General features: G+C 39.1%; 21 protein-coding genes. 19 read left to right on the top strand and 2 right to left on the bottom strand.

Annotation, left to right across the window (positions count from 1 at the left end; genetic code table 11):
* Positions 1 to 25: 25 nt before the first annotated feature.
* From remA to spoVM, 14 genes are all read left to right on the top strand, one after another.
* Complete coding sequence (gene remA, locus GLW08_RS01800; protein WP_036832099.1) at positions 26 to 289, top strand: extracellular matrix/biofilm regulator RemA; 264 nt, start codon at positions 26 to 28, stop codon at positions 287 to 289.
* 10 nt (positions 290 to 299) lie between these two features.
* Positions 300 to 920: a guanylate kinase gene (gene gmk, locus GLW08_RS01795; protein WP_036816224.1), complete on the top strand. Its 621-nt coding sequence runs from the start codon at positions 300 to 302 to the stop codon at positions 918 to 920.
* Positions 917 to 1,120, top strand: coding sequence for a DNA-directed RNA polymerase subunit omega (gene rpoZ, locus GLW08_RS01790; RefSeq protein ID WP_160846872.1), 204 nt, complete (start codon positions 917 to 919; stop codon positions 1,118 to 1,120). Before gmk ends, rpoZ begins: the two co-directional genes overlap by 4 nt.
* A 136-nt stretch (positions 1,121 to 1,256) precedes the next feature.
* Positions 1,257 to 2,459, top strand: a complete 1,203-nt coding sequence (gene coaBC, locus GLW08_RS01785; protein WP_337193878.1) for a bifunctional phosphopantothenoylcysteine decarboxylase/phosphopantothenate--cysteine ligase CoaBC — start codon at positions 1,257 to 1,259, stop codon at positions 2,457 to 2,459.
* A 2-nt stretch (positions 2,460 to 2,461) separates the two neighbouring features.
* Complete coding sequence (gene priA, locus GLW08_RS01780; protein WP_160846870.1) at positions 2,462 to 4,876, top strand: primosomal protein N'; 2,415 nt, start codon at positions 2,462 to 2,464, stop codon at positions 4,874 to 4,876.
* A gap of 15 nt (positions 4,877 to 4,891) precedes the next feature.
* Complete coding sequence (gene fmt, locus GLW08_RS01775; RefSeq protein WP_160846869.1) at positions 4,892 to 5,839, top strand: methionyl-tRNA formyltransferase; 948 nt, start codon at positions 4,892 to 4,894, stop codon at positions 5,837 to 5,839.
* Positions 5,832 to 7,184 (top strand): 16S rRNA (cytosine(967)-C(5))-methyltransferase RsmB, encoded by a 1,353-nt coding sequence (rsmB, locus tag GLW08_RS01770; RefSeq protein WP_160846868.1) that lies wholly within the window; start codon positions 5,832 to 5,834, stop codon positions 7,182 to 7,184. The genes fmt and rsmB overlap by 8 nt, the downstream gene beginning before the upstream one ends.
* 13 nt (positions 7,185 to 7,197) lie before the next feature.
* On the top strand, positions 7,198 to 8,289 hold the full coding sequence (gene rlmN, locus GLW08_RS01765) for a 23S rRNA (adenine(2503)-C(2))-methyltransferase RlmN (protein WP_237458332.1): 1,092 nt from the start codon (positions 7,198 to 7,200) through the stop codon (positions 8,287 to 8,289).
* Between the two features lie 5 nt (positions 8,290 to 8,294).
* Positions 8,295 to 9,050, top strand: coding sequence for a Stp1/IreP family PP2C-type Ser/Thr phosphatase (locus tag GLW08_RS01760; RefSeq protein WP_160846866.1), 756 nt, complete (start codon positions 8,295 to 8,297; stop codon positions 9,048 to 9,050).
* A complete protein-coding gene (gene pknB / locus GLW08_RS01755; RefSeq protein ID WP_160846865.1) occupies positions 9,050 to 11,014 on the top strand; it encodes a Stk1 family PASTA domain-containing Ser/Thr kinase in 1,965 nt (654 codons plus the stop codon). Before GLW08_RS01760 ends, pknB begins: the two co-directional genes overlap by 1 nt.
* On the top strand, positions 11,015 to 11,896 hold the full coding sequence (gene rsgA, locus GLW08_RS01750) for a ribosome small subunit-dependent GTPase A (protein ID WP_160846864.1): 882 nt from the start codon (positions 11,015 to 11,017) through the stop codon (positions 11,894 to 11,896).
* Positions 11,897 to 11,899: 3 nt separating this feature from the next.
* Positions 11,900 to 12,550: a ribulose-phosphate 3-epimerase gene (gene rpe / locus GLW08_RS01745; RefSeq protein ID WP_160846863.1), complete on the top strand. Its 651-nt coding sequence runs from the start codon at positions 11,900 to 11,902 to the stop codon at positions 12,548 to 12,550.
* 85 nt (positions 12,551 to 12,635) lie between these two features.
* Positions 12,636 to 13,292: a thiamine diphosphokinase gene (locus GLW08_RS01740; protein WP_160846862.1), complete on the top strand. Its 657-nt coding sequence runs from the start codon at positions 12,636 to 12,638 to the stop codon at positions 13,290 to 13,292.
* A gap of 52 nt (positions 13,293 to 13,344) precedes the next feature.
* Positions 13,345 to 13,428, top strand: coding sequence for a stage V sporulation protein SpoVM (gene spoVM, locus GLW08_RS01735; RefSeq protein WP_036816250.1), 84 nt, complete (start codon positions 13,345 to 13,347; stop codon positions 13,426 to 13,428).
* Positions 13,429 to 13,634: 206 nt separating this feature from the next.
* On the opposite strand, the gene rpmB is transcribed toward spoVM, so the two are convergent.
* On the bottom strand, positions 13,635 to 13,823 hold the full coding sequence (gene rpmB / locus GLW08_RS01730) for a 50S ribosomal protein L28 (protein ID WP_036816254.1): 189 nt from the start codon (positions 13,821 to 13,823) through the stop codon (positions 13,635 to 13,637).
* Positions 13,824 to 14,090: 267 nt separating this feature from the next.
* Between rpmB and GLW08_RS01725 the strand changes: the two genes are divergently transcribed.
* Positions 14,091 to 14,453, top strand: a complete 363-nt coding sequence (locus GLW08_RS01725; RefSeq protein WP_160846861.1) for an Asp23/Gls24 family envelope stress response protein — start codon at positions 14,091 to 14,093, stop codon at positions 14,451 to 14,453.
* Between the two features lie 36 nt (positions 14,454 to 14,489).
* Positions 14,490 to 16,160 (top strand): DAK2 domain-containing protein, encoded by a 1,671-nt coding sequence (locus GLW08_RS01720; RefSeq protein WP_337193877.1) that lies wholly within the window; start codon positions 14,490 to 14,492, stop codon positions 16,158 to 16,160.
* 844 nt (positions 16,161 to 17,004) lie between these two features.
* On the opposite strand, the gene GLW08_RS01715 is transcribed toward GLW08_RS01720, so the two are convergent.
* Entirely contained in the window at positions 17,005 to 18,279 is a 1,275-nt protein-coding gene (locus GLW08_RS01715; protein ID WP_160846860.1) for an NCS2 family permease, read from the bottom strand.
* A 283-nt stretch (positions 18,280 to 18,562) separates the two neighbouring features.
* Between GLW08_RS01715 and sdaAB the strand changes: the two genes are divergently transcribed.
* From sdaAB to recG, 3 genes are read left to right on the top strand one after another with little or no spacing between them, the layout of a single operon-like run.
* Positions 18,563 to 19,225, top strand: a complete 663-nt coding sequence (gene sdaAB, locus GLW08_RS01710) for an L-serine ammonia-lyase, iron-sulfur-dependent subunit beta (RefSeq protein WP_160846859.1) — start codon at positions 18,563 to 18,565, stop codon at positions 19,223 to 19,225.
* A gap of 44 nt (positions 19,226 to 19,269) precedes the next feature.
* Positions 19,270 to 20,163: an L-serine ammonia-lyase, iron-sulfur-dependent, subunit alpha gene (sdaAA, locus tag GLW08_RS01705; RefSeq protein ID WP_160846858.1), complete on the top strand. Its 894-nt coding sequence runs from the start codon at positions 19,270 to 19,272 to the stop codon at positions 20,161 to 20,163.
* A 5-nt stretch (positions 20,164 to 20,168) separates the two neighbouring features.
* Positions 20,169 to 22,205, top strand: coding sequence for an ATP-dependent DNA helicase RecG (recG, locus tag GLW08_RS01700; RefSeq protein WP_160846857.1), 2,037 nt, complete (start codon positions 20,169 to 20,171; stop codon positions 22,203 to 22,205).
* Positions 22,206 to 22,236 lie beyond the last annotated feature (31 nt).

Genomic DNA, 22,236 nt, shown 5'->3' with positions numbered 1-22,236 from the left:
TTGCAATGACGAAGGAGGAGCCACAGTGAGCTTACGACTAATCAACATTGGATTTGGAAATGTTGTATCCGCAAACCGAATTATTTCTATTGTTTCACCTGAATCAGCACCAGTGAAGAGAATTATCACAGTTGCAAGAGACAATAATAAATTAGTAGATGCTACATACGGCCGCCGTACAAGAGCGGTCATTATTACAGATAGTGATCATGTCGTTTTATCAGCTGTTCAACCGGAAACCGTTGGTGGCCGTGTAATCAGTAACGATGACATGTCAGACGAAGGGTAGGAGCTTGAACGTGATTGAAGAAAAAGGTATTTTATTTATTCTATCCGGCCCCTCGGGTGTTGGAAAAGGTACAGTGAGAAAGTCTCTTTTTGATAAAGATACTGACTTGAAGTATTCCATTTCTATGACCACACGCCCACCGCGTGAAGGAGAGGTTGATGGAGTGGATTATTTCTTCAAAACAAAAGAAGAATTTGAAGATATGATCGAAAACAATAAGATGATTGAATATGCTCATTATGTGGGAAATTATTATGGAACCCCTAAAGATTATGTCCAAAAACAGTTGGATAATGGGAATGATGTCTTTTTAGAAATAGAAGTTCAAGGGGCATTACAAGTAAAAGAGAATTTTCCAGAAGGTGTATTTGTTTTCCTGATTCCACCAAGTTTAGAAGAATTAAAGGATCGTATTATTAGTCGTGGTACTGAAACGGAAGAAAAAGTAAGGAATCGTTTAGCTGCAGCTAAAGAAGAAATTGAAATGATGGACTATTATGATTATGTCGTAGTTAATGATCAAATTGATACAGCAGTCCAAACGGTACAATCAATCGTTCGCAGTGAGCACTGCAAACGAGAGCGTGTAGCAATACAATACAAAAAAGCACTGGAGCGTGATGAATCATGATGTTAGAGCCGTCCATTGATAAATTATTAAAAAATATTAACTCTAAGTACACACTTGTTACTCTTTCAGCGCGTCGTGCGCGTCAAATGCAAGATACTCAGAAGTACTTGATTGAAGATTACGAGTCAGAAAAATATGTAGGAATTGCTTTAGAGGAAATTAATGAAGGGAAGCTTTATTACTCTAATGACGATTACTAAGAGAAGAAATAACAACCTTAATTAGGTTGTTATTTTTATTTCTTAAATACCTATGTTTTTCTTGTAAGCAATAAGAATGAACACTCATTCCATTAATAGTAAAATACGGATACATAAAGATTTGGAGGGAAGAGCTGTGGTTTTAAAGGATAAAAAGGTTGTATTAGGTGTATCTGGAGGTATTGCTGCCTACAAAGCATGTGCTTTAACGAGTAAGTTAGTTCAAGCTGGTGCAAATGTAACAGTTATCATGACAGAAAGTGCCCAACAATTTGTAACCCCTCTTACTTTTCAGGCCCTATCAAGAAATCCAGTCTACACAGATACATTTGATGAAAAGGTTCCTGAACAAATTGCTCATATAGATGTAGCGGATTGGGCGGATTTAATTGTTCTAGCACCTGCAACGGCTAATTTACTTGGTAAAATTGCAAACGGTATCGCAGATGACATGCTCACCACTACCCTTTTAGCTAGTGAAGCACCTGTTTACGTTGCACCAGCTATGAACGTACATATGTATGCACATCCTGCTGTTCAAGAGAACCTTAAACAATTAGAGCAATATGGATACCGCTTCATTGAACCAGGAGAAGGATATCTTGCATGTGGGTATGTTGGCAAGGGACGTTTGGAAGAGCCAGAGACAATAGTGCGCGTACTTGAAGAACAAGAAAGCATAGAACAGTCCTTGGTTGGAAAGCGAGTTCTTATTACAGCAGGACCTACGAAGGAAAAAGTCGATCCTGTACGTTTCTTTACCAATCATTCTACTGGAAAAATGGGGTATGCTTTCGCTAAACAGGCTGCTTCACTTGGAGCGGAAGTAACGCTCATATCGGGCCCTGTTAGCTTAGATACACCAAGAGGGGTTTACCGAATTGATGTAGAATCAGCACAAGAAATGTATGAGAAAGTGTTGGAACATTATGAGAATCAAGATATTGTCATAAAGACTGCTGCTGTAGCTGATTATCGACCGAAAAAGAGCTATAGTACCAAAATAAAAAAGCAATCAGGGGAACTTGAGGTAAAAATGGAGCGAACCAATGATATTTTGAAAGCCCTTGGGCAGCATAAGACATCACAATTTTTAGTTGGTTTTGCTGCAGAAACAACTAACCCATTGGAGTTTGCTAAGCAAAAGCTTGAAAAAAAGAACCTCGATGCCATTGTGGTGAATAATATCTCACAAGAAGGGGCTGGATTTGGGGGAGATACAAACATTGTTACATATATTAATGGAAAAGGTGAACAAATTAATTATCCACTCCAGTCTAAGGAAGAGCTAGCAAAGAACATCTTACAGCATGTAGTTAATGAGTTGAAGGATGAGTAAATGTGAAAATTGCCCGCATAATTGTAGATGTACCATCAAGTCAAACCAATCGTCTTTTTGATTATAAAGTTCCTGAACGCTTAGAAGATGTCGTGCAAATCGGGATGAGGGTTATAATACCATTTGGTCCACGTAAAATTATGGGTTTTGTTTTGGAGCTTACGTCTGACTCGAACGTAGATAAGCTTAAGAACATTCAGGATGTGATGGACCTTACACCTGTTTTAACACCTGAGCTAGTAGAGGTTGGTAAGTGGATAGCTGAGACTACTTTGTGCTTTTATGTGTCTGCTTTTCAAGCCATGCTGCCTCAAGTGTTAAAAGCAAAATATGAGAAGGAATTATGGCTTCTAGCAGAACCAGAGGAACTCACTCCGTCTTTAGAACAATTGTTTGGTGGCCGAGGTGTTATTCCTTATGAAGAACTGAAGGAACATAACCTGTCTTATTCAGCTATCCAAAAAGGGATTCAAGAAGGGTTAATGGAAGTACACTATAATGTAAATAGTAAAGAAACAAAGAAAAAAGAAACATATATAACTCCTGGTGTTCCAATTGAACAACTGGAAGAGATGTATGTAGATATCCCAAGTCAAGCTAAGAAACAAAAACAAATCATTTCTTATTTTTTAGAGAAAGAACGAGAAGAAGTAAGGCAGAAAGATTTATTAGGCACACTTGCTACTACCAGAGCCTCATTAAAACCACTTCTCGATAAGGGATTGCTTAAAGAAGTTCATAAGGAAGTGTATCGTGACCCCTACCAAAACCGAGAATATGAGCCAACGACACCTTTTGCCTTAACAGATGAACAATCTGCTGCAATCAGTCCCATTCATAAGTCTATCTCCACTAAACAGCATGAGCCGTTTTTATTACATGGCGTGACAGGGAGTGGTAAGACGGAAATTTACCTCCAATCCATTCAGCATGTATTAAATAATGGGCGAGAAGCGATTGTGCTTGTTCCTGAGATTGCATTGACACCTCAAATGGTTGAGCGATTTAAAGGACGTTTTGGATCGAGAGTAGCTGTTTTGCATAGTGCCTTATCGGCGGGGGAGAAATATGATGAATGGCGAAAAGTACAACGAAAAGAAGTGCAAGTGGTTGTAGGAGCTAGATCAGCGATTTTTGCTCCATTTGAAAATATAGGCATTATTATCATTGATGAGGAACACGAATCAAGTTATAAACAGGAAGATTATCCTCGTTATCATGCGAGAGATGTTGCGATTAGAAGAGGCGAATATCATCAGTGCCCTATCGTGCTCGGAAGCGCTACCCCTACGCTTGAATCTTTTGCTAGAGCTAAAAAGGGCGTTTATACGTTATTGTCGCTTCACAAACGAATGAATGAAGCATCTATGCCTGAGGTGGAACGAGTTGACATGAGAGAAGAACTACATGCAGGAAACCGTTCCATGTTCTCGCGTAGTTTATATGACAAAATGCAAGAAAGGTTGCAAAAGGGGGAACAAACCGTTTTGTTTTTGAATAGACGCGGTTATTCTACCTTTGTAATGTGTCGAGACTGTGGTCATGTTATGGAATGTCCTCACTGTGATATAGCACTCACTTATCATAGAAGAAATGAGCGCTTAAAGTGTCACTATTGTTCTTATGAAGAAGGCATGCCAGATAAATGCCCTTCCTGTGAGAGTGACTCCATACGGTTCTTTGGGACAGGAACTCAGAAAGTAGAAGAGTCCCTCCAGCACATGCTGCCAGAGGCTAGGATTATTCGAATGGATGTTGATACGACCCGACGAAAAGGGGCTCATGAAAGGTTATTAACAAAGTTTGGAAATCAAGAGGCTGATATTCTTTTGGGGACACAGATGATTGCGAAAGGGCTCGACTTCCCTAACGTTACGCTTGTTGGTGTATTAGCAGCTGATTCTTTGCTGCATTTACCTGATTTTCGGTCGTCAGAGAAAACTTTTCAACTGTTAACGCAAGTAAGTGGTCGTGCTGGACGCCACAAGCTCCCAGGGGAAGTTGTTGTTCAAAGCTACACCCCTGAACATTATAGTATTGATTTAGCAAGTCAATATGATTATGAATCTTTTTTTCAGAAAGAAATGAATATGAGGAAGATGTTCCAGTATCCACCTTACTATTTTTTAACTCTCCTTACTGTATCTCATCCGAATCATTTGTACACAATGGATGTAACACAAAAGATGTCGCAGTTCTTACGTGAGCAGTTATCCGAACGGTCTGTTATTCTTGGACCGACCCCTTCTCCTTTAACTAGGATAAAAGATAGATATCGCTATCAAGTCATGATAAAATACAGAAATGAACCAATGCTTATTAAAGTCATGAACCGACTTTTTCAATTATATGAAGATGATGTCCAAAATAAAGACTTACAAGTAACAATCGATTTTCAACCGTACCAAATGATGTGAAGAGGTGTTTTTTATATGGAACGTATCGTATTTATGGGTACTCCAGATTTTGCAGTACCCGTTTTACAACAATTATTATCGAATCAATATAACGTAGTTGCAGTGGTTACACAGCCTGATCGACCAAAAGGACGTAAACGAACGTTTACACCACCCCCTGTGAAAGTAGAAGCTGAAAAGCATAATATACCAGTTCTACAACCGGAGAAAATTCGAAAAGAATATCAAGATGTGCTGGCCTATGAACCTGACTTAATCGTTACAGCTGCATTCGGACAAATACTACCAAAAGAACTATTAGATGGACCTCAGTACGGTTGTATTAATGTACACGCTTCTCTCCTTCCAGAATTACGAGGCGGAGCCCCAATTCATTACGCTATCTTGGAAGGTAAGAAAGAAACAGGTATTTCTATTATGTATATGGTAGAAGCCTTAGATGCGGGAGATGTATTATCGCAGAGTCGTGTCGAAATCGAAGAAACAGATCATGTAGGTACACTTCACGATAAACTTGCTGAATCTGGGTCCAAACTTTTGAGTGAAACACTACCAAGATTACTCAATAATGAATTAGCAGCGACGAAGCAAGATGAAAGCCAAGTAACCTTTGCAGCAAATATTAAGCGTGAACAAGAACGCATTGACTGGAACCAAGATGCTGAGACGATTTATAATCACATTAGAGGGATGCATCCATGGCCTGTTGCATTTACAACGTACCAGAATAAGCCCATGAAAATATGGTGGGGAGAAAAAGTAAATGAAACATTGTCAGGGAAACCAGGAGAAATCATTCGACTAGAAGATGATGGCTTTGTTGTAGTCAGTGGAGATTACAGAGGAATTAAATTAACAGATATACAACCTTCAGGAAAAAAACGTATGGCAGCTGGTGACTTTCTACGTGGTGCTGGTCAATCTCTACAAGTTGGCGAGATGGTAGGGGAAGCCGATGAGTAATATAAATGTACGAGAAGCTGCACTGGATATAGTTACGAGAGTTGGCCAACAGGGCGGTTATAGCAACCTGTTAATCAACCAGACAATTCATCAAAAGGGATTAAGCCAGCGAGATACATCGTTATTAACGGAAATTGTTTATGGTACAATACAACGTAGAGATACACTAGATTATTATATAAGCCCGTACCTTCGCAATCAAAAAAAGCTAAAGCCTTGGGTGCTTTGGCTTCTTTATATGTCTTGTTACCAACTGTTGTATTTGGAACGGGTTCCCGATCATGCTGTCCTTAATGAAGCAGTAGAAATTGCCAAGAAAAGAGGTCATAAAGGGATCGTATCCATGGTAAATGGAGTGTTACGTAACTTACAACGAAATGGCCCAGCTTCACTAGATAGTATCGAAGATCCCATCAAACGTCTTGTAATTGAAACTAGTCATCCTGAGTGGTTGGTTCAGAGATGGGTAGATATGTATGGATTAGAGGTAACGACAAATATGTGTCAAAGAAACTTGGAGCGTTCTACGATGACAGTTCGTGTCAATACGACGAGATATTCAAGAAACGAAATCATGACCCAACTAGAAAAGGACGATTTTGAAGTGAGACCAACTACATTATCACCTCAAGGGATTGAAATAGTGTCAGGAAACATCATCCAACACCCATTGTTTCGTGAGGGTGGCTTGACGATTCAGGATGAAAGTTCCATGCTAGTTGGAGAAATGATAGATGTAGAAAAAGGAATGAAGGTCTTAGATGCATGTAGTGCGCCTGGAGGCAAGGCGACCCATATAGCTGAGAAAATGGACAATACTGGTAGCGTATATGCGTATGATTTGCACCGTAAAAAGGTTCAACTCGTTGATCAAAAAGCCGAACAATTAGGACTCACCTGTATTCATACAGGCCAATCCGATGGAAGGAATTTATCTGATATCCATGAGGAGGGAACGTTCGATCGAATACTACTAGATGCTCCATGTTCAGGTCTTGGCGTTGTAAGAGGAAAGCCTGATATTAAGTATGCAAAAACAGAAGATGATATCGATACCCTTTCCAAAATACAACGAGAATTGTTAGAATCGGTTAGTCGTTTGTTAAACATACATGGTAAGCTAGTATACAGCACATGTACGGTGGATCGTAAGGAAAATGAAGAAGTGATCGAGTCATTTTTAGCAGATCATCCTGATTTTGAAGTCGATCCAGCTTTTTTTGACGAGTTACCTTATGAAACAAAACAATTGGTAGGACGGACAAAATGGGGGCTACAATTATTCCCTCATGATTTTGATACAGATGGATTTTTTCTAACAAGACTACAAAAGAGGAGTGACTAACATGGCTGAAGTAATGAAGAAAAAACGTAACAAAGACACTAGGCCAAATTTAGGAAACTCGATTTATTCTCTAACCCACGAAGAATTACAAACATGGTTAGAGAATCATGGTGAGCCAAAATTTCGAGCAACGCAAATATTTGAATGGTTATATCAAAAACGAGTTGAATATTTTGAAGAAATGACAAACCTTTCCAAAGGTTTACGTGACAAGTTAAATGAATCATTTACAATCACAACACTAGAAACGGTTGTACAACAAAAATCTCAAGATGGACGTACCATGAAGTTTCTATTTGAAATGAATGATGGGTACACGATAGAAACAGTTTTAATGAAACATGATTATGGCTATTCTGTATGTGTAACCAGCCAGGTCGGATGTCGTATTGGTTGTACTTTCTGTGCCTCATCGATTGGCGGTCTAAAACGCCAACTAGAATCTGGTGAAATCGTAAGTCAGGTAATAAAAGTTCAAAAAGCATTAGATGAGCAAGGAGAACGAGTTTCCTCCATTGTGTTAATGGGGATTGGTGAGCCATTTGATAACTATGAGGAAATCATTGCTTTCCTTAGAACCATCAACCATAATAAAGGAATCAACATTGGTGCACGTCATATCACGCTTTCAACTAGTGGAATTGTACCTCGTATATATGACTTCGCGGATGAAAAAACACAAGTGAATTTTGCAGTTTCCCTTCATGCTGTTACGAATGAGCGTCGTTCCAAGCTTATGCCAATTAACAAGGCTTATCCATTGGAAAAACTTCTGCCTTCCGTAAAATATTATAACGAAACGACAGGGAGACGTGTTACGTTTGAATATGGATTGCTAGGTGGTGAGAACGATTCTCCTGATGAAGCAAGAGCGCTTGCGAAGGTGATTCGTGATTACAATCTAAATATTCATGTTAATCTGATCCCAGTAAACTTTGTTCCAGAACGAGATTACGTGAGAACGCCAAGAAGTCAGATTTTTGAGTTTGAACGTACGTTAAAAGAAGAGGGAATTAACGTTACCATTCGTCGTGAACAAGGGCATGATATTGATGCAGCTTGTGGTCAATTACGTGCGAAGGAGCGTAAAAAAGAGACGAGGTGAAACCCATGAATGGTTATTTTTTAACAGATAAAGGCCAAGTCAGGAGTCATAATGAGGATGCTGGTGGACTTTATTTCAACAAAAATCATCAGATATTGGCCGTAGTAGCAGATGGTATGGGTGGTCATCGAGCAGGAGATGTAGCAAGCAATATTGCTACATCCTCTTTACATAATAAATGGTTAGATACCGAGAAGATCACTAGTCCGGATGTAGCAGAGCAATGGTTAGATACACAGATAAGGTCCATTAACGAAGAAATTTATCAGCATGCTATTAATAATGAAGAGTGTCATGGTATGGGCACGACTGTTGTAGCGGTCATTTGTACGGAGGAATTTGCTACAGTAGCTCATATCGGAGATAGTCGTTGTTATTTGGCAAATGAGTTTGGTTTTAAGCAAGTAACAGAAGATCATTCTCTAGTAAATGAACTGGTACGAACTGGGCAAATCACCCCTCAAGATGCTGAGCATCATCCAAGAAAAAACGTTCTATTAAAAGCGCTTGGCACAGAGCCTAATACAGGAATGGACATTCATACGATTACATGGGATAAAGACGACAAATTACTACTTTGTTCCGATGGATTATCGAATAAAATGCCAGATGAGGAATTGTACGAGTTTGTGAAAGAACCTATGCCATTAGAAGTAGCAGCAGAACGTCTAGTTGAAATTGCCAATGAGAGAGGCGGAGAAGATAACATCTCCTTGGTGATTGTCCATCATGATGAATCTATGGAAGAGGGTGTATCCTAATGCTTAAGGGGCACCTTCTTAATGAACGCTATGAAATTCAAGATATGATTGGTGGCGGGGGGATGGCGAATGTCTATCTAGGCAAAGATACTATCCTTAATCGCAATGTTGCCATAAAAGTTTTACGTTTAGAGTATGCAAACGATGATGAATTTATAGCTAGGTTTCGTAGAGAAGCCCATTCTGCAACAAGTCTATCCCATCCTAATATCGTAAATATTTACGACGTGGGGGAAGAAGAGCATATCTACTATATGGTCATGGAATATGTAGATGGAATGACTCTCAAGCAGTACATTCAAACATATGGACCAGCTGAGGTGGAAGAGGCAATTGAAATTACCAAGCAAATTACAGCAGCTATGTCTCATGCCCATGAAAATGATATTGTTCATAGAGATATTAAACCTCAAAATATTCTAATTGATGAACACAAACATGTAAAAGTAACTGACTTTGGAATTGCAATAGCCTTAAGTGCTACTTCCCTGACCCAGACGAATTCGGTTCTAGGTTCTGTCCACTATCTATCACCTGAACAAGCCCGTGGAGGGATGGCTACTAAGAAGTCAGATATATACTCCATAGGGATTGTTTTATTTGAGTTACTCACAGGGAGGTTGCCATTTTCAGGACAATCAGCAGTTTCTATTGCGCTTAAGCACTTGCAGAGTGAAACTCCATCTTTAATGAGATGGAATCCAGCAATCCCACAGAGTGTGGAGAACATTGTTTTAAAAGCTACAGCTAAAGACCCTTTCCATCGTTATGATGATATATACTACATGGTAGATGATTTGGAAACAGCCCTTCACCCCGATCGCCAGAACGAAGATAAATTTGAAACGCCAATCGAAGATGATGAAGAAGTAACCAAAGCAATTCCTATTATCACAAAGGACATGTATAAGAATGATGAACCTGTAGAAGATACCATCGTGCATGATACCGATCATACTTCAACTATAAAGTCCCCCCATAAGAAAAAAGGACGCTGGAAGGGGTGGGTTTTTGGCTTGTTAATATTGATTATTAGTCTTGGAAGCTTAGCCGTTTTCTTGCTACCAAAACTTCTTATCCCAAATGATGTTGAAGTTGTCGATGTAAAAGGTATGAAATATGAAGAAGCTTACAGTACTCTACGCGAGCTTAATTTAGATGTTTCTCAAGAAACGATGTATTCAGAAAAAGTACCAGAAGGCAATGTCGTTCGCTCTGAACCAAGCGCAGGTAGTACCATAAAAGAAGGCTCACAAGTGAAAATTTATACTAGCTTAGGAAAAGAACGAGTAGTTTTTGAAGACTATCTTGGTCAAAACTTTGCTCAAGTGGAAAAAATGCTTAAAGAAAAAGGTTATAAAATTATAGAATATAGGGACTACTCTGAGAAATCTGAAGGCGAAATTATCGGTCAAGTTCAGCCGAATCCAGGTGATAAGGTGATTCCAGAAGAAACGAGTGTCATTTTTGCAGTGAGTGATGGACCTGAACAAGTACAAGTAAGCAAACTTGTAGGTGACTACCTTCAAGAAGTGCACGATTATATTGATCAGGATAAGAGAATATCTCTAAATGAACCCAAGTATGAATACTCTGATTCTGTTCCAGAAGGTGTTGTAATTCGACAAGAGCCCGAGGCTTATGCGAGAGTCACACCTGGTACTGAAGTGACAGTATGGGTTTCAATGGGTAAAAAAGAACAAGCACCTGTTAATAAACCTGTCTCGTTTACTGTTGAGCTTAAAGAGGAACAAACAGGACAGGACCATAATGTGAAAATTTACGTAGATGATGTTAATCGAAATGATACAGAGATTCATGAAGAAGAAACCATACAACAAACCAAACAGTTTAATTTAACACTGACTATTGCAGAAGGACAAGAAGCAACGTACCGAGTCATGCTAGATGACGAGGTTTATTTGGAAGAATCTGTACCATATGAAGAGGGTGAAGGTGAATAAATGCCGACAGGTAAAATTATTAAATCATTGAGTGGGTTTTATTATGTTCAATCTGAAGGCAATGTCTTTCCTTGTAAAGGACGCGGGAACTTTCGAAAAAAGAAAATAACGCCTTTAGTTGGAGATAACGTCGAATTTGACATAGATGAAAATGAAGAAGGATACATTCTAGAAATTCATAAGCGTAAAAATGAATTTGTTCGCCCTCCGATTGCGAATATCGACCAAGCAATTATTGTCGCTTCGGTCGTAGAGCCTGACTTTAAGCCTTTATTATTGGATCGATTCCTCGTATTAATCGAATCAAAGTCACTACAACCTGTTATTGTGTTTACGAAAACAGATTTATTAGATGATGAAATAAAGCAAGAAATTGAGCAGTACAAAAAGGATTATGAAGCACTGGGATATCAAGTAGTAATGGGTTCTTCTAAAATTGAACATAGTTTGGAAGAGGTTTCCACCTTTCTAGAAGATAAAACCTCTGTGATTGCAGGTCAGTCAGGCGTTGGAAAATCTTCTATGTTAAATGCATTAGAACCTAATTTACACCTAGAAACCAATCAAATTTCCAAGAGTCTCGGGAGAGGAAAACATACAACTCGTCACGTCGAGTTAATTGAAATGTACGGTGGCTTAGTTGCTGATACACCAGGGTTTAGTGCATTAGAATTCCAAGATCTAGAACTTGACGAACTACCTGATTGCTTCCCTGAATTACGAGAATTTGGTGAAGAATGTAAGTTTAGAGGGTGCTTGCACAATAAAGAACCGAAGTGTGCAGTTAAGCAAGCTGTAGAAGATGGCGATATACCGCGTTTTCGATACGAAGATTATTTGCATTTTTTACATGAAATACAGAATAGAAAGCCGAGGTATTAGGTTATGACTAAAATTTCTCCATCCATATTATCTGCTGATTTTTCTAATTTAGGACAAGAGATTGAAGATGTCGAACAAGGTGGTGCTGATTATATCCATGTTGATGTCATGGACGGACATTTCGTTCCAAACATTACAATTGGTCCTTTAATTGTTGAGGCTATTCGACCAAAAACGCAGCTGCCATTAGATGTTCATTTAATGATTGAGAACCCTGACCAGTATATTTCTCAATTTGCTAGCGCAGGAGCGGATATTATTACTGTACATCAAGAGGCATGTACTCATCTTCATCGTACTCTCCAACTTATTAAGAGCGAAGGATGTAAGGCTGGTGTCGTTATCAATCCAGCTACACCTGCAGAAATGATAAAACCTGTACTTAATGAAGTTGATTTAGTATTGTTGATGACTGTTAATCCTGGATTTGGTGGGCAATCCTTTATTGAAGAGGTTGTACCTAAAATTGAGCAAATCGCGAACTGGCGAAACGAGCTAGGACTTTCATTCGAAATTGAAATTGATGGTGGCGTCAAACAAGGTACAGCAAAAACATGTGTTCAAGCCGGTGCTGATGTATTAGTCGCTGGAAGTGCTGTATTTAAAAAAGACGATCGCGCAAAAGCCATTGAAGAGATACGTCAGGATGCCTAAACATCAATCGTGAATTTGAACTGCCTTTGTGAAGGCAGTTTTTTTCTATATTGCTAGAGTCATAATAAGAAAGCTGGTGAAGAGGATGAGGAAAGTCGCTATTGTCGGAGGAGGACCTGAGGAGCATATTCCTGTTTTAGATGAATATAATGATGAAGAAGTGATTTGGATAGGTGCTGACCATGGGGCTATATCGCTCATACGTCAAGGTATTCGTCCAACCTATGCACTTGGTGATTTTGATTCAATCACAGATGATGAAATGGATCAAGTTGTTAATCAATCTGAAAAAATGGAAGAGCATCCAGTGGAAAAAGACGAAACAGATTTAGAAATTGCACTGAAGAAAGCCCTTGAATATGAGCCACACGAGCTATATTTATTCGGAGTAACAGGGGGCCGCTTAGATCATGAACTAAGTAATCTTCAGCTACTTTACCCTCTAGATGAACAAAATATACGGGGAATCATCATTGATAAGAGTAACTGGGTTGAACTTAAGAGACCAGGAACCTATGAGGTGTTGCACAATGAAAAATATCCGTATCTTTCATTTATACCATTTACTCCTGTCATCTATGGACTAACTTTATCATCTTTTTACTATCCATTAGAGGATGCGACTGTCAAGTGGGGATCGACCTTATGCATATCGAATAAGCTTATTTCAGAAAAAGGTACTTTTTCATTTCATAAGGGCATATTATTACTTGTAAAGAGCCGAGATGTAAAAGGAGAATAAATCCTGGCTTTCCAAAGCCGATTATGGATCTATGTTAGAGGAGGGGGAACATATGAAGTTTTATACCATTAAACTCCCACGATTTATTGGTGGTTTTGTTCGTGTCATTATTGGAACGTTTAAAAAAGATTCCTAGTAAAAGAACTCTGTGCTCTTTAAAACAAATAAGGTTGCTGTCCTCTTCGTATTTATTTACTTCTACTTATACAAAAAAAGCACCCTAAATGGGTGCTTTTTTTGTCCTTAACAAAGTAGTATTATTAAGGAGATTGATCAGAGAAAAGATAACCATACTCATCCTAAAAGAGGAAAAGTGGATTTTCTACTATTCAATCGTATGCGCTACACGCGTTTAAGTTTGCCTGACTTAAGTTCACGAGCAGATACGTTTACTTTTTGAGGTTTTCCATCAATCATAACGCGAACTTTTTGTACGTTAGATTTGAATTGACGCTTTGTAGCGTTCATTGCGTGTGAACGATTGTTACCAGTTCTAGTTCTACGGCCTGATACGGCACATTTACGGCTCATTATTTTCCCTCCTACTTGCAATAAAGCTTTAAAAAGCTTTATGTATATGTTCAAATACTTATATAATTTATCATACGCAGAATTGTTTTTCAACAGATACTCATAAATATATCAAGAAAACTAACTTGACAGATAATCAGATTTCGTCCATTGTAATAAGGGGATTTTGCACCATTTCCCATGTCCTGTTAATGCATAACTTTTAAATTTAATCAGGTTATAGTAAAATGACCTTAAGTTTAAGAGTAACGAAGGAGGATATATAATATGTCCATCGATTTAAATACAAATTACGGTCATGTAACGATTACCAATGATGTGATAGCAACGGTTGCAGGAGGAGCTGCAGTTGAATGCTATGGAATTGTAGGTATGGCGTCAAAGAATCAACTAAAAGACGGTATTGCAGAAATACTACGCAAGGAAAACTTCTCACGAGGTGTCATAGTTCGCCAAGAGGAAGATCAAGTGCATATTGATATGTACATCATTGTAAGTTATGGAACAAAAATTTCTGAGGTTGCTCACAACGTCCAATCTCAAGTGAAATATACACTAAACAAGACGGTTGGATTATCAGTAGACTCTGTGAATATTTACATTCAGGGTGTGCGAGTAGCAAACGAATAAGTAGACGATTTATTGGAGACGAAGGAGGAAGTTGGAGTGACGACACGAACGTTAGATGGAGCAACTTTCGCAAAAATGGTACTCTCAGGAGCTCACCATTTAACGAATAATGCAAAAATGATCGACGCTCTTAATGTATTCCCAGTACCAGATGGAGACACGGGAACAAACATGAATTTATCTATGACATCAGGTGCAGATGAAGTACGAAATGTACAAGATGACCATGCAGGTGTTGTAGCGAAAAGCCTTGCTAAAGGATTATTGATGGGAGCGAGAGGGAATTCAGGAGTGATTCTCTCTCAGCTTTTTAGAGGATTTTCAAAAGCAATTGAGGACAAATCAACCATTACCACACAAGATTTTGCAGAGGCTATGAATTCAGGCGTTAAGACAGCCTATAAAGCCGTAATGAAGCCAGTTGAAGGAACAATCCTAACAGTAGCTAAAGATTCAGCAGAAGCTGCTCAGAAGGCTGCAGAACAACATGAAGATATGATTGATTTCATGGAAGAGGTTATAACGGAGGCGAAAGCATCTTTAAAGCGAACTCCTGAATTACTTCCAGTGCTTAAGGAAGTTGGAGTAGTGGATAGTGGTGGACAAGGTTTAGTAACAATTTATGAAGGTTTTTTAGCTAATTTAAAGGGTGAAAAATTACCTGAATTAGGCGAATCTGCTTCTCGCATGGAAGAGATGGTAAATGCAGAACATCATAAATTGGCACAGGATTTCATGAATACAGAAGATATTGAATTTGGTTATTGTACAGAGTTCATGGTTCGATTTGAGGACGATAAACTTAAAGATAACCCATTTGATGAAGATGCCTTTCGTAATGAATTAGGTGAAATGGGTGATTCGTTACTTGTTGTGTCTGATGAGGATCTTGTAAAGGTGCACGTACACGTAGAGCATCCAGGGGAAGCGCTTACTCTTGGTCAACGCTTCGGTACCCTGATTAATATGAAGATAGAAAATATGCGTGAACAACACACCTCTATTGTAGGTGATAAACAACAGGCAAAAGAAACGAGTCAAGAGAAAGCTGAATTCGGTATCGTAACTGTTGCCATGGGCTCTGGAATTAAAGAGATGTTTGAAAGTCTTGGTGCAACTGTTGTAATCGAAGGTGGACAAACCATGAATCCTAGTACACAGGATATTACAGAAGCCATCAAAGCTGCTCATGCAAAGAAAGTAATTATCTTACCAAATAATAAAAATATATTAATGGCAGCAGATCAAGCAGCAGACTTAGCAGACGATGAAGTAGTAGTAGTTCCAACGAAGACAGTACCACAAGGAATGAGTGCTCTGTTAGCATTTAATCCTGAGGCAGAAATTAGTCAAAATCAGTCCAGTATGAAAGATGCGGCAAAAGCTGTTAAAACAGGTCAACTTACCTATGCTGTTCGAGACACACAAATTGATGGCATGACAATTGAGGAAGGGAACTTCATGGGGATACTTGAAGGAAAAATCTCTTCAACACATGCGGATAAATTAGAATGTGCTCAGCAACTTTTAAAGGATATGATTGATGAAGAAGAAGATGAAATACTAACGATTCTTCAAGGAGAAGATGCGACTCAACAAGAAGTAGAAGCATTGGAAACTTTCTTAGAAGAAACGTTTGAAGATTTAGAGATAGAGATTCACAATGGCAATCAGCCTATCTATTCATTCATCTTTTCAGTTGAATAACAGCACATCTAACAGACTTTCTTTTTGATAGGAGGTCTGTTTTTATTTGTCTTGTTATTCAGTATAAGAGACATAATCTTGAAGACTTGAATGCGAGATGATTTTGGTGAGTGGTGTGTTTCCGTCGTGTGAATAAGATAAGATGGGCCGGGAAATAGCTCGCTTTCCTAGGACCCTACACGACCTATGTTCGTTCGACGTTGTCACACGATGTGACGATCTTAGAAACAAACCATTCGTCTCCTCGGGCCAAAAAAGGGGACTACGAGGTCTAGACACATCCGTTTTTCCACGGGCCAATCCATAATGCAGCACAGGGACTTGTCATGTCACTGCGATAAAAACATGGGCTCTGGAGCGACTTTCCCTACTTTCGGAGCGAGAATCAAAAAACAGGAGCTATTTTTGATATATAGGGGCGAGATTTCAGATATAGGAGCTACTTTTGAAAAATAGGAGCGACCGTCCCAATTTCCCGGCCCATGTTTCCGTTTATCTCAACAAAAGCATAGGTGGCCTGGGAACAAGGAAACTCCCAACTGAGAATGAGGGAGGCAAGATCCCCTGAGGGCGATTTTCCCCGAAGGTAACTTGCCAGCTCGCCGGCAGGACGTTGTTCCCTGGCCTCCTTTAGTCTAACTAAGGCAGCGGAAATATTCCTCTTATAACCAATAAAAGCCCCATTATCTCGAATACAAGTCTTCAAGGTAATGGGGCTTTACTGGAATAATCACAAAAAAAGCTTGGATTATCTCCAAGCTTTTTTCATTTATTTAGATTTTTAATTAGAGTGTTACTACCAATCTGTTTTGCACCCTTACTAGGATGTTAGAAAGTTAACATGTTAATGTCCAATTGCTTTAAACACGAACTCGGCTAAAAATAGGCAAGCTATGATTACAATAGGAACTGAAATTTCTTTACGTTTACCAATGGCGAATTTGACGATTGGGTATGCGATGAAGCCAAATGCCATACCATCAGCAATACTATACGTGAAAGGGATCATTGCCATGATAAAAAATGCAGGGATAGCTTCTGATATGTCCTCTAATGAAATGTGGCGTATATTTTGGACCATAAGAGCACCAACAATAATCAAAATTGGACTAACAGCCACTGAGGGTATCCATGTAATAAGCGGGATAAACCCAATCGTTAATAGAAATAACAAGCCGGTTGTAATCGATGCTTTTCCAGTCTTCCCATCTGAAGCAATAACTGCAGCACTTTCGGCTGAAGAGACAGTAGGCGATGTGCCAAAGAAAGCACATGTTAATGCTGAGAATGAGGTCGTCTGGAATGAGCGCTTGAATTTTTCGGGTTGTTTTAACATGGCAAGCTGTCCGTTTAATAACCCCATATTTTCAAACACAAGAACGATTGTAAGCGGGAAAACACTCATCCAAAAAGCTATCTCATCAATAGCAGATAAGGAAGGCGTGAACACCCACTGAATATCAGAAGTTATTAGACCAGTCGAATTTCCTTCTAAAATTCCAAAGAAATAAGCGAGTGCTGTTCCGCTGATCATTGTGATAAGAAAATGTCCAGGGATATTCTTAACGAATAGAAATACTCCAATAGCAAGAGTCAATAGGCTTACAATAACAGTGGGAGACGTGAAGCTGCCAAGCTCAACTAAAGCATGTTCACCTCGTACAACGATTCCACCTTTTTCAAGCCCAATCAAGGTTAAGAAAAATCCTAAACCCACTGTGATGGCGTGTTTCAGTGCATCAGGTATCGCAGATTGTAGCCAAGAAGCCATTCTAGTATTCGCTACAACAATGAAAAGCAGTGAAGAGACCAATACTACGCCCAGCCCTTCTTGAAAAGATAAGCCTGACCCCTGCACAATAGAATAAGCAAATAGTGCATTAACACCCATACCAGGAATTAAAATCATCGGTGCATTTGCCCATAATCCTAGAAGTAAACATCCAATAACACTTGCAAGGATAGTGGCTATCATTCCATTTTGAACTGATATTCCAGCATCACTAAGAATGGAACTATTAACTGCAACAATATACACTGTTGTTAAATACCCTACAATACCAGCTGTAATATCTTTACGTACTGGAGAAACAGTTTTTTTGTTATGCTGTTGTGACATGTTTATTCCTCAAAAAGTATAGCCCTCTCCCACCCGATTATGTCGTTCATAATCCACAAATTCTAATTATAGACATTTTAAACTTATTTGGCAATAAGAATAAGGATACTATACTAGTTTGATTTTTGTTATAATAAGTAAGCTAGATTTAATATCTTTTGAATGCGTTTTCAATAATAAAAGTAAACTATATTAAACAAGTAATCTGCTACAAAAATAGGTGAACGATACAACTTAACTCTATTATAGATAAAATATCAGGGTAGGATAGGATGGTGGGAGAATGAAATATAAATCCGTTTTCGATATTATTGGACCAATTATGATAGGTCCATCGAGTTCTCATACGGCTGGAGCAGCTAGAATTGGTCGTGTAGCTAGGGATTTGTTTGGCCGTGAACCGAAGTGGGCCAAAATCCATTTGTATGGATCATTTGCTAAAACCTATAAAGGGCATGGAACGGATGTGGCCATTGTTGGAGGTTTATTGGATTTCGAGACTTATGATCAACGAATTAGTAAATCATTAGATATCGCTAAGGAAAAAGGAATAAAGGTTCAATTCTATGAAGAAGATGCTCATACTGATCACCCTAATACAGCTCGTATTCTTATAGGTGATGACGATGGGGATCTTGAACTAGTTGGTATATCCATTGGGGGTGGAAAAGCTGAAGTTATTGAAATGAATGGGTTTGAGCTTCGTCTTTCTGGAAAAAACCCTGCAATATTAGTTATGCATAATGACCGATTTGGTGCTATTGCATCTGTCACTCAATTACTTGCAAAGCATGAAATTAACATAGGGCATATGGAAGTCTCCCGTAAAGAGGTCGGTAAAGAGGCGTTAATGGTCATTGAAGTAGACCAGACAATTTCAGAAGAACAATTAAAAGAATTAGAGCAATTTGAACATATTCTTCAAGTAGCTAGAGTTGTTGAATAAGATGTATGAACATAAAAAGGTATATTTTTTAAGGGGGAGAAAGTATGAAGATATTATTTAGAAACGTAGCCGAGTTAGTCGAGTTGTGTGAAAGCGAAAACATATCCATCTCAGAAGTTATGATTCGACAAGAAATGCAAGTAAGAGAAAAGTCTAGGGAAGATGTGTATGGTCAAATGGAAGCTAATTTAGATGTTATGGAAAAAGCTGTTGAGGATGGATTGAAAGGGGTTAAATCTGTTTCAGGACTAACTGGTGGAGATGCTGTGCTTATACAAGAATATATGAAAAATCATACGCCTTTATCAGGAAATATTGTCATGGATGCAGTGAGTAAAGCTGTTGCCACAAATGAGGTAAATGCAGCGATGGGGACCATATGTGCTACACCTACAGCAGGTAGTGCAGGATGTGTGCCCGGTACACTTTTTTCTGTTAAGAATCAATTGAACCCTTCTAGAGAGCAAATGGTACGATACTTATTTACATCAGGGGCATTTGGTTTTGTTGTTGCGAATAATGCCTCCATTTCTGGAGCAGCAGGAGGATGTCAAGCAGAAGTTGGTTCTGCCGCAGGAATGGCAGCGGCTGCAATAGTTGAAATGGCAGGGGGTACACCAGCGCAATCAGCCGAAGCAATGGCAATTACATTGAAAAACATGTTAGGGTTAGTATGTGACCCTGTTGCAGGACTGGTAGAAGTTCCTTGTGTAAAACGAAACGCAATGGGTGCATCCAATGCTGTTGTAGCAGCGGACATGGCTTTAGCGGGAGTAACCAGTCGGATTCCTTGTGATGAAGTCATTGATGCGATGTTTAGAATCGGACAAACAATGCCTGTTGCGCTGAAAGAAACAGCGCAAGGAGGTTTAGCTGCCACGCCAACAGGTCGTGAGCTAGAAGCCAAAGTGTATGGAATAAACTTAAAGAAAGAGTGAGAAACGTGCTAGATCAATCGGTTTTACAGTTATCCGGTGTTGGTGAAAGAATGAGAGAAACGCTGGAAGAGATGGGGATTTATACAATTGAAGACTTCTTATTCTATTTCCCATTTCGATATGATTTTCATGAGGTGAAACCGTTAACAGAGCTTGTTCATAATGAGAAAGCAACGATTGAAGGGGAGGTTATTGGGGAACCTTCCTTAACTTTTTATGGTAAGAAAAAATCTCGCTTAATGCTGAACCTACAAGTTGAACATTTTGCTGTAAAAGCTGTCATGTTTAATCGAGCTTTTGCCAAAAAACAATTACAGGCTGGTGATACAGTAACGGTTACGGGAAAATGGGATCAGCATCGACTACAGATTACAGTAAGTCAATTTAAAAAAGGTAAAGCAAAAACTCAAGCTCCCATACAGCCAGTCTATTCTTTAAAAGGGAACCTAAAACTTCCTACACTTCGAAAATGGATGGAACGGGCTATAGATGAATATGGGTCTTACTTACCGGAAATTTTACCTCCTTCTTATTTAAATACATATAAGCTACCACAACGTGATGAAGCTCTTTATGCAATGCATTTTCCAGAGAGCAGAACGCGTTTGAAGCATGCGAAAAGACGTTTTGTGTACGAAGAATTTTTATTGTTTCAATTAAAGATGCAATTTCTGCGTAAAATGAAGCGAGAAGCCACGACTGGAAATAGTCAAAAGTATGAAGAAAAAGCTGTGAAACAATTCACGGAACAACTCCCTTTCGAATTAACTGATGCACAGTCTAAGACATTACAGGAAATCTTGAAGGACATGAGATCACATTATCGTATGAATCGATTGTTACAGGGAGATGTAGGTTCTGGCAAGACAGCTGTTGCAGCTATCGCATTATACGCTACGATTACGTCAGGTAAACAAGGCTCTCTGATGGTACCGACTGAGATCTTGGCTGAGCAGCACCATCAATCACTTACAGAATTATTTGCTGGAAAAGCTAATGTAGTGCTGTTAACAGGTTCGGTTAAAGGAAAAAAACGAAGAGAAATTTTAGCTCAGATTGAGCAAAATGAAGTCGATATTATTGTCGGAACGCATGCCTTGATCCAAGATGAAGTGAAGTTCAATGATTTAGCTCTTTCTATTATCGATGAGCAACACCGTTTTGGGGTGAATCAACGGAGAGCTTTGAGGGATAAAGGCTTAAATCCAGATGTCTTATTCATGACAGCCACACCTATACCTAGAACGTTAGCAATTACAGCCTTTGGAGACATGGATGTTTCTGTGATTGATGAAATGCCTGCTGGTCGTAAAGAAGTGGAAACCTATTGGGTCAAAGAACAAATGCTCGACAGAGTCCTTTCTTTCATCCAGAAAGAAGTGGAGAATGGCCACCAAGCATATGTCATTAGTCCATTAATAGAAGAGTCAGACACATTGGACATACAAAATGCTGTGGATATTTATCATCAACTCACTCAATACTATGGGGGGGATTTGAAGATAGGGTTAATGCACGGAAGATTATCTGCTGAAGAAAAGGAAGAGGTAATGAAACAATTCGCTGATAATGTAGTGCAAGTACTTGTCTCTACCACTGTAGTGGAAGTAGGGGTGAACGTTCCGAATGCAACAGTTATGTTAATCTACGATGCAGAACGTTTTGGACTGTCCCAATTGCACCAGCTTAGAGGTCGAGTAGGAAGAGGGTCAGAACAAAGCTACTGTATTTTATTAGCAGAACCCAAAGGAGATGTAGGGAAAGAAAGAATGCGGATCATGTCAGAAACCTCTAATGGGTTTGAGTTGTCAGAACAAGATTTACAATTGAGGGGACCGGGTGACTTTTTTGGTCGCAAACAAAGTGGTGTACCTGAATTTAAAGTTGCTGATATGGTTCGTGATTATCGTGCACTTGAAACAGCTAGACAGGATGCCCAAGAGATTATTGAACAAAATTTGTTATCAACAAATGAGGAGTACCATGAGCTTCTAAAACACTTAGAAAAAGACCCGATCCTACAGGGCCAAATCCTTGATTAGTCAAGAATCCTTCCTTGCATAACAGGTCCAG

It is taken from the genome of Pontibacillus yanchengensis (assembly GCF_009856295.1).
In the GTDB taxonomy this organism is placed as follows: Bacteria; Bacillota; Bacilli; order Bacillales; family BH030062; genus Pontibacillus; species Pontibacillus yanchengensis_A.
Note: the sequence above shows the minus strand (reverse complement) of the source record. Positions and strands in the feature narration are given on the sequence as shown.

Coding starts and splice junctions, on each gene's coding strand:
- rpoZ (WP_160846872.1), top strand. CDS start 917: ATGATGTTAGAGCCGTCCATTGATAAATTATTAAAAAATATTAACTCT.
- fmt (WP_160846869.1), top strand. CDS start 4,892: ATGGAACGTATCGTATTTATGGGTACTCCAGATTTTGCAGTACCCGTT.
- rsmB (WP_160846868.1), top strand. CDS start 5,832: ATGAGTAATATAAATGTACGAGAAGCTGCACTGGATATAGTTACGAGA.
- rlmN (WP_237458332.1), top strand. CDS start 7,198: ATGAAGAAAAAACGTAACAAAGACACTAGGCCAAATTTAGGAAACTCG.
- GLW08_RS01760 (WP_160846866.1), top strand. CDS start 8,295: ATGAATGGTTATTTTTTAACAGATAAAGGCCAAGTCAGGAGTCATAAT.
- pknB (WP_160846865.1), top strand. CDS start 9,050: ATGCTTAAGGGGCACCTTCTTAATGAACGCTATGAAATTCAAGATATG.
- rsgA (WP_160846864.1), top strand. CDS start 11,015: ATGCCGACAGGTAAAATTATTAAATCATTGAGTGGGTTTTATTATGTT.
- rpe (WP_160846863.1), top strand. CDS start 11,900: ATGACTAAAATTTCTCCATCCATATTATCTGCTGATTTTTCTAATTTA.
- GLW08_RS01740 (WP_160846862.1), top strand. CDS start 12,636: ATGAGGAAAGTCGCTATTGTCGGAGGAGGACCTGAGGAGCATATTCCT.
- spoVM (WP_036816250.1), top strand. CDS start 13,345: ATGAAGTTTTATACCATTAAACTCCCACGATTTATTGGTGGTTTTGTT.
- rpmB (WP_036816254.1), bottom strand. CDS start 13,823: ATGAGCCGTAAATGTGCCGTATCAGGCCGTAGAACTAGAACTGGTAAC.
- GLW08_RS01725 (WP_160846861.1), top strand. CDS start 14,091: ATGTCCATCGATTTAAATACAAATTACGGTCATGTAACGATTACCAAT.
- GLW08_RS01715 (WP_160846860.1), bottom strand. CDS start 18,279: ATGTCACAACAGCATAACAAAAAAACTGTTTCTCCAGTACGTAAAGAT.
- sdaAB (WP_160846859.1), top strand. CDS start 18,563: ATGAAATATAAATCCGTTTTCGATATTATTGGACCAATTATGATAGGT.
- sdaAA (WP_160846858.1), top strand. CDS start 19,270: ATGAAGATATTATTTAGAAACGTAGCCGAGTTAGTCGAGTTGTGTGAA.